Annotated in this window: 10 protein-coding genes; 5 read left to right on the top strand and 5 right to left on the bottom strand. The window is 36.6% G+C overall.

All coding sequences use genetic code 11. The features are described 5' to 3' along the window. Nucleotides 1-164 precede the first annotated feature (164 nt). The 5 genes from D1J36_RS02155 to D1J36_RS02135 all read left to right on the top strand — a co-directional run bounded on the left by D1J36_RS02155 (nt 165) and on the right by D1J36_RS02135 (nt 6,361). Complete coding sequence (locus D1J36_RS02155) at nt 165-653, top strand: hypothetical protein (protein WP_004916652.1); 489 nt, start codon at nt 165-167, stop codon at nt 651-653. Between the two features lie 495 nt (nt 654-1,148). Then, nucleotides 1,149-1,985, top strand: coding sequence for an EcoRI family type II restriction endonuclease (locus D1J36_RS02150; protein ID WP_004916653.1), 837 nt, complete (start codon nt 1,149-1,151; stop codon nt 1,983-1,985). A 10-nt stretch (nt 1,986-1,995) separates the two neighbouring features. Further along, nucleotides 1,996-3,015, top strand: a complete 1,020-nt coding sequence (locus tag D1J36_RS02145) for an adenine-specific methyltransferase EcoRI family protein (protein WP_252339411.1) — start codon at nt 1,996-1,998, stop codon at nt 3,013-3,015. 177 nt (nt 3,016-3,192) lie between these two features. Beyond that, a complete protein-coding gene (locus D1J36_RS02140; RefSeq protein ID WP_004916658.1) occupies nt 3,193-4,050 on the top strand; it encodes a BadF/BadG/BcrA/BcrD ATPase family protein in 858 nt (285 codons plus the stop codon). 22 nt (nt 4,051-4,072) lie between these two features. Then, complete coding sequence (locus tag D1J36_RS02135) at nt 4,073-6,361, top strand: NADP-dependent malic enzyme (protein ID WP_154137268.1); 2,289 nt, start codon at nt 4,073-4,075, stop codon at nt 6,359-6,361. Nucleotides 6,362-6,446: 85 nt separating this feature from the next. Here the strand turns inward: D1J36_RS02135 and D1J36_RS02130 are convergent, their stop codons facing one another. The 5 genes from D1J36_RS02130 to D1J36_RS02110 all read right to left on the bottom strand — a co-directional run bounded on the left by D1J36_RS02130 (nt 6,447) and on the right by D1J36_RS02110 (nt 12,322). After that, entirely contained in the window at nt 6,447-7,841 is a 1,395-nt protein-coding gene (locus tag D1J36_RS02130; protein ID WP_154137267.1) for a DUF4153 domain-containing protein, read from the bottom strand. 54 nt (nt 7,842-7,895) lie between these two features. After that, nucleotides 7,896-8,186: a winged helix-turn-helix domain-containing protein gene (locus tag D1J36_RS02125; protein WP_052911635.1), complete on the bottom strand. Its 291-nt coding sequence runs from the start codon at nt 8,184-8,186 to the stop codon at nt 7,896-7,898. Between the two features lie 26 nt (nt 8,187-8,212). Then, nucleotides 8,213-8,830 carry a hypothetical protein gene (locus D1J36_RS02120; protein ID WP_185147734.1) on the bottom strand — a complete coding sequence of 206 codons (618 nt, stop codon included), beginning with the start codon at nt 8,828-8,830 and terminating at the stop codon, nt 8,213-8,215. Between the two features lie 115 nt (nt 8,831-8,945). Further along, nucleotides 8,946-10,406 (bottom strand): IMP dehydrogenase, encoded by a 1,461-nt coding sequence (gene guaB / locus D1J36_RS02115; protein WP_154137265.1) that lies wholly within the window; start codon nt 10,404-10,406, stop codon nt 8,946-8,948. Nucleotides 10,407-10,486: 80 nt separating this feature from the next. Beyond that, the gene (locus tag D1J36_RS02110) at nt 10,487-12,322 is read right to left on the bottom strand and encodes an ABC transporter ATP-binding protein (protein ID WP_154137264.1); all 1,836 of its coding nucleotides are present in this window, start codon (nt 12,320-12,322) and stop codon (nt 10,487-10,489) included. Nucleotides 12,323-12,806 lie beyond the last annotated feature (484 nt).

The following is a 12,806-nucleotide window of genomic DNA, read 5'->3' as shown; positions in this document are numbered from 1 at the left end:
TTAAGGGAGTTTAAGAAAAAAGGAGCATTTTTGCTCCTTTTAATGTTTATTATTTATTATATTAGCCACGCCTTATCTCCATTAAGGCAAAGTATAAAAAAGTAAAAGCTGGTGGCAAACAGCGAAAGACCCCATCAGTCATTAACCTAAAAATCTAATGAATTATGAGTTTAAGTAACTTAAGAAACAGCCATCTAAGCGAAGACAAAGTAGCTAAGGTGGTAGAAGCATTAGCCAAACTAGAGGCAGAACTGGCAGAAGTAAATGTAAATCTAACCTCGGAAGACCGCAAGAGGTACGGTAGCATCAATGAGCAAAACAAGCTCTTCGTTAATCGAGTGAATGATTTTCACAAAAGTATGCCTAGCTTACAGACACCACAGGTAGATTGGGCAGAGTTTGATAAAGACTTTAGCAGCCGTACCCATCTCACCAACATTATAGACAGGCTAGAAACGCTGCTACAAAACCTTAAAAATGCCAGAACCCTCCACGATTATGATAACTATCAAGACGCCTTGGTAGATTATGCCTATACCAATTTTATGGTAGGGACTTCGGCGCCAGGCTACGAAGCCAAGCAGAGAGAGCTGGCACAGTTTTTCGCTAGTCGTGGCAGAAGGGCAGACAAAGCTGCGGCTCCTAAAGAATAATTTTGAGTTCCTAAAAAATCAAGTCAGCCTCGCTAATTACGAGGCTGACTTGGTTTTTTAGAAAGTGTACAGGGTCTTTAGCCTACTAGAGTTGGTCTTTCAGAAAGTTGTGTTGGTTTTTTAGAAAGTGTACGGGGTCTTTAGCCTACTAGAGTTGGTCTTTTAGAAAGTTGTGTTGGTTTTTTAGGAAGTGTACGAGGTTAAAGACCCAGAGGAGTACGTTACGAACCCCAATTTTGCCGTTATCTACGAAGAGTTTTAGCTCAACCACCAAGTCCACTTCTACTAAGACCCCGCCGAGAACCTCAATAAGCCCTTGGGCTTACCCCACCTTCCCCTAGCATCAAAGCCCGTTTTGGGGGTGATAGGCGAGAGTGGGCTTCCCTTTGGGATTTTTCGGGGCGAAAGTGTAAGGTAAATGATTGTTGATAAGCCTAAACCTTTCCTATAAAAGATAAATTTGTATTTTTGTAGAACATAACAAATAAAATAATAATGGCTAAGAAGAACCAATCAACAAGATTGACAGTTCAACATAAAAAGTCTCAAGGAGTAGTTGGTATTTTTGGTGAAAAAGCAAAATTACACGATTTAACACTTGGTGAAATATCGCATCTCGTGATTAAGCAACTTGAAGAAGAATACCCACAGCTAACATTTCAATATAAAACAAGCATACGAAAAGAAGAAATAAACAAGGCGTTAAGAAAAATTGATGGAGAGCTAGGGCAGACCCTCTTTGTTCCAAATTCAAGCGTTAAACCCGATGGAGGAATAATTGAAGTGAAAGATGATAATGGCAATTGGAGGATAATTTTAGTGTCAGAAGCTAAACATCAGGGTAAAGATATAGAAAATATTAGGAAAGGAAGGTTGGTTGGTAAGGCTAATAATCAGGATTTGATGGCGGCAGGAAATGCGATAGAAAGATCGCATAAGAATATATCAGAAATAGCCAATTTTATGCTTTTAGAATCTCATTTTCCTTATGTTTTGTTTTTAGAAGGCTCTAATTTTTTAACAGAAACTGTGTCAATTGAAAGACCAGATGGAAGAATAGTAAGACTTGAATACAATTCAGGGATATTAAACAGATTGGATAGGCTAACTGCTGCAAATTACGGAATGCCTATTAACACCAATTTATGTGTAAATAAATTTATTAAACACAAGGATAAAACAATTATGCTCCAAGCAACATCTATTTATACACAAGGAAAAGGAGAAAAGTGGGATAATAAGGAGATGTTTGATATTATGCTTACAATTTCAAAAACCTCTCTTAAGGTATTAGGGAGCGATTTATTTAATCAAATTACCAAAAATAAATAAGCAAAGAATAGTGGCAAGAAACGCAACAAATAAATTATTACAAAAAGCAAAAAAATCTAAAAGTGATGAGTTTTATACACAGCTTTGTGATATAGAAAGTGAATTACAACATTATAAAAGCCATTTTCAAGATAAAGTGGTTTATTGTAATTGTGATGACCCAAGAGTAAGTAATTTCTACAAATACTTTGCTTCAAACTTTAAAGAATTAGGACTTAGAAGATTGATAACGGCCTGCTACCAGAGGCAAGAAACAGATTTGTTTAGCGCAACCAATGTGAAGAATGGATTTTTCTTTGAATATTTAGGACAGAATAAACCAATTGAAGTAAAATCATTTAAGGGAGATGGTGACTTTCGTAGCTCTGAAAGTATAGAGTTATTAAAACAGGCTGATATTGTTGTTACTAATCCTCCTTTTTCCCTATTTAGAGAATTTGTGGAGCAATTGATTAAATACAATAAAAAATTTCTAATTATTGGGAATATAAATGCCATCACTTATAAGGAAATTTTTAAGTTAATTAAAGAAAATAAAGCTTGGCTAGGAATAAATCTTGGCAGAGGAATCTCTGGCTTTATTGTACCAGAACACTATGAATTATATGGTACAGAAGCTAGAATAGATGATTTTGGAAATAGAATCGTATCTCCAAATAATTGTTTATGGTTAACCAATTTAGACAATTTTAAAAGACACGAAGATATTAAACTAACAAAAACGTATTTCGGGAATGAAAATAAATATCCAAAATATGATAATTATGATGGTATCAATGTAGATAAAACAGAAGATATTCCTTTGGACTATGATGGGGGGATGGGAGTACCTATAACATTTTTACATAAGTTTAATCCAGAGCAATTCGAAATAATTAAATTTAGAAAAGGTAACAATGGAAAAGATTTATCAATAAATGGTAAATTCCCATATTTTAGGATACTTATTAGAAACAAAAAGGTTAAAAATGTCGTACGAGTACAGAGGGAAAATCAGCCGTTAGCAAGTGTGTGGCTTAGCGGCAGGTAGTTAGGTTGGGGCTTCTATCTCTTGTTTGATTTTTGGAGTAGTAATTGATGGTTTTGTATCCCACCAATTTTTATTACTAAGTCAAATATCAATTTATTCTATTTGACAGAATTTCTTGTAAGGTTCAGTGCGTTTTAAAATATATTTCCTAACTTAGCCCGTCAATTTTATTATAATATGATTGCTATCGTAGACGGAGGTTCCACAAAATGTGATTGGGTAATTCTTAACCCCAACGGAAGTTTCAAACTCAAGACAGAAACCATTGGTTTTAATCCTAATATCATTCAGATTGATTTAATTCCGAAAGAAATTATGAAAAATCAGGATTTAAGCCAACTTCAGTCTAGCGTTACCCAAGTATTCTTTTATGGCTCGGGGTGTGGCATTGCAGAGAATAAGGCGGTGGTAGAGCAGCAGCTAAAAAAGGTATTTACCAATGCAAAAATAGTAGTGAGCGAAGACCTTACAGCAGCAGCCTATGCCGCTTATAGAGGCGTACCTGCCATTGTTTGTATTTTGGGTACAGGCTCCAACTCTTGCTATTTTGATGGGACAAATGTGAGAAGCGATTTGCCCTCCTTAGGGTTTTTAATCGGTGATGAGGGGAGTGGCAGTGCTTTAGGGAAGCACCTTTTAAGACGATTTTTTATGAAGAAGCTCCCTGCCGATTTGCATCAGGATTTTGTAGATACCTATAACCTAAGTATAGAAGAGGCGATTAAAAATATGTATCATAACCCTAGAGCTAATGCCTATTTAGCCAGTTTTAATCAGTTCATTGCCGAAAGAAAGCTGCACCCCTATCTACAAAATTTGGTCTTTGACGAAATGAAAAACTTTTTAGACTATCACGTGTTGCCTTACAAGGAAGCCAAAGAGGCCGAAATTAATTTTATAGGCTCCATAGCTTATGTGTACGAAGATTCTTTAAGAGCAGCAGCGGCAGAACTCAATCTTAGGGTAGGGACTATCGTGCAAAGACCCATAGAAAGTTTGGTAAATTATCACAAAAAATACATACTAGAAATTTAAACTTAATTATATAACGATTTATATGTCAAGTAAAACCAATAGAGACGAAAAAAACTTTAGACAAGCCGCTTTAGATTATCATAGAGCAGAGCCTAAAGGTAAAATAGAAGTAATCCCATCAAAACCACACTCCTCACAGAGAGATTTAAGTTTGGCGTATTCACCAGGGGTGGCAGAGCCTTGCCTTGAGATAGAAAAAGACCCTGCAATGGCTTACGAATACACCGGGAAGAGCAATCTAGTAGCAGTAATTTCTAACGGAACAGCCGTTTTAGGCTTAGGAGATATAGGTGCAGAGGCTTCTAAACCCGTGATGGAAGGCAAAGGGTTGCTATTTAAAATCTTTGCAGACATCAATGTATTTGATATTGAAATAGACGAGAAAGACCCAGATAAATTCATTCAGATTGTAAAAGCGATAGCCCCAACTTTTGGCGGTATCAACCTAGAAGACATCAAAGCTCCAGAGGCGTTCTATATAGAGCAAAGACTAAAGGAAGAGCTAGATATTCCGCTAATGCACGACGACCAGCACGGGACGGCAATCATCTCTGCGGCGGCGCTCATCAACGCACTAGAGTTGGCAGGGAAGAAGATAGAAGATGTAAAACTCGTGGTAAATGGGGCAGGAGCGGCAGCCATAGCGTGTACCAAACTTTATATGGAGCTAGGGCTTAGAAAAGAAAATATCTTGATGTGCGATAGCAAGGGCGTTATCAATCACAAAAGACAAAACTTAACGCCTGAAAAACTAGACTTTGTAGCCGAAACCGATTTAGAAACTTTAGAAGATGCTCTTAAAGGAGCCGATGTTTTTGTAGGGCTATCCAAAGGCGATGTAATGTCGGCAGAAATGTTGAGTTCTATGGCAGAAAATCCTATTGTATTCGGTTTGGCAAACCCAACGCCAGAAATAGACTACAATTTAGCTAAAGCCACCAGAAGTGATGTAATTATGGCAACTGGACGAAGCGATTATCCTAATCAGGTGAACAATGTTTTAGGCTTTCCGTACATTTTCCGTGGAGCATTAGATGTTCAGGCTAAAGGGATTAACGAGGCAATGAAACTCGCTGCCGTAAAAGCGATTGCAGATTTGGCGAAGGAGCCAGTGCCAGAAGCGGTTATTTTGGCTTACAACCTTAAAGGGTTGAGCTTTGGTAGAGATTATTTCATTCCGAAACCTTTTGATAATAGGTTAATAACTAGAGTGTCCGTGGCAGTAGCAAAGGCTGCAATGGAAAGCGGTATTGCTAGAAAAAACATAGAAGATTTTGAAGCCTACGAAAATCATCTTTTAGACAGAATGGGCAAAGATGAAAAACTCATCAGAATGATGCAGAATAGGGCTCGTTCTAATCCTAAGAGGGTAGCACTAGGCAATGGGGAAGAGTACAATGTGATTAAAGCGGCACAAATCCTTTACGAAGAAGGCATTGCAGAGCCTATTTTATTGGGAGATAAAAAGCTCATCAAAGAGAAGATGAAGGAGTTCGGTATAGAGCTTAATGTCAAGATTGTAGACCCTAACGATGAGGAGCAGCAAGAGAACAGAAGAAAGTACCGAGAAACCCTTTGGAAACTACGCAATAGAAAAGGAATCAACGAGTATAAAGCCAAAAGGTTTGTGAGAAACAGAGATTATTTCGGACCTTTAATGCTGAAACACGGTGATACTGATGCCCTGATTGTTGGTTTCTCAAAGAATTATTCTTCTGTACTGAAGCCTGTTTTGGAAGTGATAGAAAAAGAGCCGGGCGTGGATAAGGTGGCCTCTATGATGATGATACTTTCAGGGAAAAAGCCGAGATTTTTTGCGGATACTTCCATTAACAAAAACCCTACCGCGGAAGATTTAGTTAATATTGCTAAAATGTCGGAGCTTACCGTGAAATCTTTTGCCATAGAGCCAAGAATAGCGATGTTGTCTTACGAGAATTTTTCTAGTATTTCCGAGACCTCCCAAAAGGTAGCTAAAGCGGTAGAGATTTTACATAAGAAATACCCTAATATGGTGGTAGATGGGGAAATTCAGCCAGATTTTGCGATGAACTCTGACCACCTAGCAGATTATCCGTTTTCTAAATTAGGAGATACCCCAGCTAATGTGTTTATTTTCCCGAATTTGGAGTCGGCTAACATTTCGTATAAGATTATTAGAGGAATGAGAGTGGCACAAACCATAGGACCTATCCTTATGGGGCTGAAACAACCTGTACACGTATTACAAATGCGTTCTAGTGTAGATGAAATTGTAAACTTAGCCACAATAGCGGTGCTAGACGCTCAAAGAAGAGAAGGTAATAAGTAGTAATAGCTTTCCAACCATTAAAGTGAACTAAAAAACCAAAGGTGAAAATCCTTTGGTTTTTGTATTTATGAGAGGTAATAGCTATCTAAAAATTAGAAGGCAGAGTTTCATAATAAATGCTTTTGGATAGGAACGAATTATTTTTGTTACTCTTGATGTCTTGCTTCATATATTCCTTATCGTGGAAATATATTTGTGGATTTTTACGGTAGTAGTTATCAATAATTTGCTGATGATTAAAGTTAAGACCTTGGATAAAATCATAATCTTGTCCTTTTCCAGTATTTATATTATAGGTCGTAATTAGGCTTCCCCAGTTGATGAAACTGCAAACTAGAACAGTGCCGTAGAAATACCAAAACATATGGTTGAAAAGGTAGGCGTTAGTTTTTTTATTGATGACCTTGAGATAGGTGAAAAATAGTCCTATGATGCATAAAATAAGGAATGTATAAACACCTAATCTTTTGTAAGTAAGTCCAAAATGTAAGATATATTCAGTGTTTTTTATGCCTGCTGATATTACCAAAACAGCATTGAGTAATAGCCAAACTTTAGCTAATAGTTTTAGGTGTTTGGCTTTTTCATCAAAATTAAAGTGAGATTTAAAATAAAATAATATTACCAATACCGCCATAATAATGGAAATGATGATGGTGTTGATGCGCTGATGAGTATCTGAAGAAAGTTGACTTGCAGAGATTCTGTTTTCAAAAAATTGTTCATAATTAAAGGTGCAAATAAAGATGAGGAGAAGTAAATTAAGTACAACAAAAGAGGCTACACCGCTCATTCTTTCAGAATCTATATCAATAAAAAAATAGGTGGAAGTAGGCTTTTTTAAATGAAAATTTTTCTCAAATTGATTGCTAAGTAAACAGTTGTATTTTAAACTAAATTTTTCAGCAGAGAATAACCAATAGTTAAAAGTGAGGTAGAAACCTAAAGCACTTAGTGCAAGGATTTGAGGAAAATCTAGATTCCAATCAAAGTTGAGCAAATCGGAAAAATGTTTACTAGCAGTACTGTAGATGAAGAAAAAGGTAACAAAAAATAACAAAGGAATAAGCCAGATAAATAATCGTCCTTTTCTTGAGTCTGAAGAAGAAGATTTTACATCAAGCCAATAGTCAAAATTAAAGAATTTGCACACAAATGTAAAACCGTTTATAATGCCTATGGGAAGTGCTAGGATTGCCTTCATATTTCTGTTTTGAGCTTTATATCTAAGTAATAAAACGGAAATGATAAGTGCGGCAAAAGAAACAAAGTCCCCATACCAAGCAAAAGCAAAAGACGAAAATAAACTTAGCACAAAGAGAGTTAGGAAGGTTTTGGTTTTTCTTTGTTTTGGAGTGATGATGAGAGTAACAAGACTTAGTAAGACTCCCAAAATTCCTAGATTGACACCGAGATTCTCTTGGTAAAAAAGAATAACAAACACAAGTGTGCTACCGAAAATTAAATAATGTTTTTTCATAATATTTTTATTTTAAAGTTCTTTGAATTTCAAAGTTAAAGAGTAAAAAAAAGTTTATTTTTTTAAAAGTTGCTCTAATAAATTGATATGATTACTAAATGCTTCTTTACCTTCTAGTGTAGCGTGGTAAGAGGTTTTAGGCTTTTTTCCTACAAATTCTTTTTTCACTTCTATATATCCTGCTTTTTCTAGTGCATTACTATGGCTTGCCAAGTTACCATCGGTTACTTGTAAAATTGTTTTCATTTCCGTAAAATCAACCCATTCATTCACTATGAGTACAGACATTATTCCTAGTCTTACCCTATTTTCAAATTCTTTGTTGAGTTGGTTAATATCAATCATAAAATAGATTTAAAGTGTAAAATAGACTAGTCGTATTTTTTATACATAATAATCCCATACACAATGTGAGCGACTCCAAAACCCAAACTCCAAAACAGTAATCCCCAGCCTAATAAAAACATAGAAAGTACTCCTATAATACACTCTGTAATTCCTAAAAATTTGATGTCAGAGTAAGTATATTTTGAAGCATTGATGAGTGCCAACCCGTAAAAAATAAGCGTAGCAGGAGCTAATAGTACAAAATAACTATGGTACATCAGTCCGATACAAAATAGTCCACCAATAACCAATGGCATAAATAAATTGTAAAGTAAATCTTTCGTAGTATTCGTCCAAATAGGGAGGTTTTTCTTTCTGCTCTTGTTTACGGTAAAAAATATTCCAAACCCAATGGACAGAACCAATACTACAATGGCGGTAATAATTAAATGAGGGATAAGTGGAGCAAGTTCAATATTCTGATAAGGATTAAAATATTCAATACCAGACTTTTTAAATAAGAAATAAACATAAGACGCTCCAAGTATTGCAAATAGCCCTGCTGAAATACCAGAAAAACCACTTAACGAAATGAAACGAGTACTTCGCTCCATCATAGAGCGGATATGAGATAAATCTTCTTGATAATTATTTTTAATCATAAAAGAACTTTGAGATGCAAAGTTAAATTTTATTTTGAAATAGACAAGCAAAAAATCAGTATTTAACAAAAAAAGCGATAATCAAAACTTGATTATCGCTTTTTTACTTTTATGACTACAAGGAGTAATTAGGAGCTTCTTGAGTAATAATCACATCGTGAGGGTGAGATTCTTTAAGACCACTACCTGTTATTTTTACCATTTTAGAATCGGTTTGGAGTGATTTAATATCTTTCGCACCGCAGTATCCCATACCTGCTCTTAGTCCGCCTGTGAGCTGGAATACCACATCTTCTAACTTACCTTTGTGTGGCACTCTACCTTCTATGCCTTCGGGTACAAATTTTTTAGCTTCGCTTTGGAAATAACGCTCTTTACCGCCTCTTTTCATCGCAGCTAAGCTCCCCATACCTTGGTAAGATTTGAATTTTCTTCCTTGGAAAATAATTTCTTCACCTGGAGCTTCATCGGTTCCTGCGAATAGAGAGCCTAGCATTACTGCATTAGCGCCACTTGCGATAGCCTTTACGATGTCGCCAGAAAGTTTAATTCCGCCATCTGCGATTACAGCAACATTTTTAGATTGAGCGTACTCATACACATTATATATTGCCGAAAGTTGAGGTACACCTACACCAGCTACTACTCTTGTGGTACAAATAGAACCTGGACCTACACCAACCTTTAGAACATTAGCACCAGCCTCAATGAGGTCTTTGGCAGCTTCTGCGGTTACAATATTTCCACCCACGATATCTAGGTCTGGGAAGGCTTGTCGGATTTCCTTTATTTTATCTAAAACTCCTTTAGAATGTCCGTGTGCAGAATCTATGGCAATAATATCCACCCCAGCTTTGACTAAGGCGGTTACACGCTCCATAGTGTCTTCGCCTACACCTACACCTGCACCTACGATGAGTCTGCCGTTTTTGTCTTTATTGGCGTGAGGATATTCTAGTTGATTGTCTATATCTTTAATAGTGATAAGCCCTACGAGTTTAAAATTTTCATCAACGATAGGGAGCTTCTCTACTCTGTTTTCTAGAAGGATATTTTTAGCCGTTTCAAGAGTGGTATTCTTGTCCGAAGTTACTAGATTATCTTTAGTCATCAGCTCTTCCACCTTCATATCCAAATTTTCTTGGTATTTTACATCTCTATTGGTAATGATGCCTATAAGCGTATTATTGTCATCTACCACAGGCAGACCAGAAATTTTGTATCTGGCCATCAGCTCTCTGGCTTCTCTTAGAGTGTAATCTTTAGAAAGTGTTACAGGGTCGGCTATCATTCCGTTTTCGGAGCGTTTTACCTTGTTCACTTGAGCGGCTTGTTCCTCTATCGGCATATTTTTATGGATAAAACCTAAACCTCCCACACGAGCTAAAGCAATAGCTAAGTCGGATTCGGTAACGGTATCCATCGCTGCGGAAACGATAGGCACATTCAGCGTTATTTTGTCGGTAAGACGAGATTTAAGCGAAACTTGATTGGGAAGTACCTCAGAAAAGGACGGTACTAGAAGCACATCATCAAAAGTGATGGCAGATTCTACAATTTTGTCTTGTATAGGCATAGCACTTTCTTTGCAAAACTAAGGCTTTTTATTTAATCTTACAAAAGAAAATCATCTTAGCCTCCCAATGTTAAGGAGATTTAATCAAAATTTTGTAGCTCTACTAGCTTTTTGTAAACACCATTTCTAGCCATTAAGTCGTTGTGGTTGCCTTGTTCTATTACCTTGCCTTTTTCCATTACTAGGATTAAGTCGGCTTTTTGTATGGTGGACAGTCGGTGGGCAATGATGAGCGATGTTCTGTTCTCCATCATTTTATCTAAGGCATCTTGTACGGCTCTTTCGCTTTCGGTGTCTAGGGCAGAGGTAGCTTCGTCTAAAATCATCACGGGTGGATTTTTGAGTACCGCTCTTGCGATGGAAATTCTCTGCTTTTGTCCTCCTGATAGTTTGTTGCCATCATCGCCTATGTTGGTGTTGTAGCCTTCAGAAAGGCTTTCTATAAACTGGTGTGCGTTGGCTATTTTAGCCGCAGCGATGACTTCTTCCTTGGAAGCCTCTGGCTTACCCATTAAGATATTATTATAGACTGTATCGTTAAATAATACTGACTCTTGCGTAACCATTCCTAGCAGGCTTCGGTAGTCTTTTAGTTTTAAATCTTTGATGTTGTTGCCATCTACTTCTATACTTCCTTTATTAACATCGTAGAACCTTGCCAAAAGGTTGGCGACGGTAGTTTTACCACTTCCAGACTGACCCACCAATGCCACGGTTTTCCCTTTTGGTAAAGACATAGAGAAGTCCTCTAAAATCTTATGGTCTTGGTCGTAGAAAAAGCTGATATTCTTAAACTCAATGTTGTGGTTGAGATTTTGGATAGCAACAGGATTGGCAGTTTCTTCCACTTTTAAATCATAATCTAAAACTTCTGAAACTCTCTCTAGACTTGCCATTCCGCTTTGTATAGAAGATATAGAATTAGATAGCTGTTTAGCAGGAGCAAGGATTTGGTAGAAAATTCCTAAGAAAATAAGGAAGGTTGCAGGGTCGTTATTAGTTCCGTTGATAACGCTGATGCCCGAAAACCAAGCGATAAGCAACATTGTGATAGATCCTAAAAACTCACTCATTGGAGAGGCAAGTTCTCGTCTTCGGCTCATACCTATGGCGTATTTTTGCCAAAGATTGGTGGTGGTATCAAATCTTTTTTCTAGGATTTTATCGGCATTAAATATTTTGATGACTTTGGAAGATTTTAAAGTTTCATCTACTAAGGAGAATAAGTTGCCGAGTTCCTCTTGAGCCGAGTTGGCTTGTCTTTTTAAACTTTTACCCACCCACGAAATCAGCCAACCCATCACAGGGAAGACAATCAGGGAAAACAGCGTAAGCTGGGCATCTAATAAGAAGAGTGCGGTGAGAGAAAAAATAATCATGAATGGAGCATTCACAATATCTACTAAGGCTCCCATAATACCACTTTCTATAGCACCGACATCGTTAGAAATTCTGGACATCATATCGCCTTTCCTTTGTTCTGTGAAGAACGATACAGGGAGTTTTAGAAATTTGTGATAGATGGCACTTCTTAAATCTTTAGTAATCCCCACACGGTAGTTTACAAGGAGAAAAGACCCAAGGTATCTAGAGATATTACGAAGCAAAAACGCCACACCTGTAATTACACAAACCCAAGCCAAAACGGTGCTACCGCCATAAATATCGTTATATACCTGTATTTTATAATAGACTAAATCTTTTAAGTAACCAAAATAATTACTCATGTTACCATCGTAGAAGGGCTCTTTGGTAGTGTCTATTTTATCTAATCTTAGGATAATCCTTAAAACAGGGAGCATAGAAAGCACCGAAAATATTTGAAGTACAGAGTACAAAATATTAAAAAACATACTTCCCCAAAGGTACTTTTGATGCGGTTTGGCGAAGCTTAAAATTCTATGTAAAGGTTTCATTAAAGTCTCTTATAAAGCCACAAAAGTAAGCAGGATATTTTAATTGAGCAAAAGCGGGTAGGCTTAGAGATTTAATATTTGCTACATATAATTTGCATATATTAAAAAATGCTTATACATTTGCTCTAGATTTATGCGATACACTATCAGCGACATACAAAAAAATAAAAAAAACTTGCACAAAAATTTGGTACTTCCGAATAATTGTGTAAACACACACACATAGTTTCGTGTATATGTCTTCTATTATCTAGAAAAATATTTCAACTTTTATCGTTTAGAAAAAATATACCGCCAGTATTCATTGGAGGTTTCTCGTGTTTGTATTATTTACAAGATAATTTATATACCCATCTACTAGAAGCATTTTTGTTTTTTAAAACAACATGGTCGTTCTTGTTTAGTGCTTCTAGTGTTCAGAGAGAGCGTTCTGCTCTTTCTATATCAGCCTTTCCTCTCATTTTGTGTGTGTTTAGAGGGGAAA

This window comes from Riemerella anatipestifer, assembly GCF_009670965.2.
GTDB lineage: Bacteria > Bacteroidota > Bacteroidia > Flavobacteriales > Weeksellaceae > Riemerella > Riemerella anatipestifer_B.
This window is presented reverse-complemented; position numbering and strand designations above follow the sequence as displayed.

Coding starts and splice junctions, on each gene's coding strand:
- D1J36_RS02125 (WP_052911635.1), bottom strand. CDS start 8,186: ATGATTGATATTAACCAACTCAACAAAGAATTTGAAAATAGGGTAAGA.
- guaB (WP_154137265.1), bottom strand. CDS start 10,406: ATGCCTATACAAGACAAAATTGTAGAATCTGCCATCACTTTTGATGAT.
- D1J36_RS02120 (WP_185147734.1), bottom strand. CDS start 8,830: ATGATTAAAAATAATTATCAAGAAGATTTATCTCATATCCGCTCTATG.
- D1J36_RS02110 (WP_154137264.1), bottom strand. CDS start 12,322: ATGAAACCTTTACATAGAATTTTAAGCTTCGCCAAACCGCATCAAAAG.
- D1J36_RS02130 (WP_154137267.1), bottom strand. CDS start 7,841: ATGAAAAAACATTATTTAATTTTCGGTAGCACACTTGTGTTTGTTATT.
- D1J36_RS02135 (WP_154137268.1), top strand. CDS start 4,073: ATGTCAAGTAAAACCAATAGAGACGAAAAAAACTTTAGACAAGCCGCT.
- D1J36_RS02155 (WP_004916652.1), top strand. CDS start 165: ATGAGTTTAAGTAACTTAAGAAACAGCCATCTAAGCGAAGACAAAGTA.
- D1J36_RS02150 (WP_004916653.1), top strand. CDS start 1,149: ATGGCTAAGAAGAACCAATCAACAAGATTGACAGTTCAACATAAAAAG.
- D1J36_RS02140 (WP_004916658.1), top strand. CDS start 3,193: ATGATTGCTATCGTAGACGGAGGTTCCACAAAATGTGATTGGGTAATT.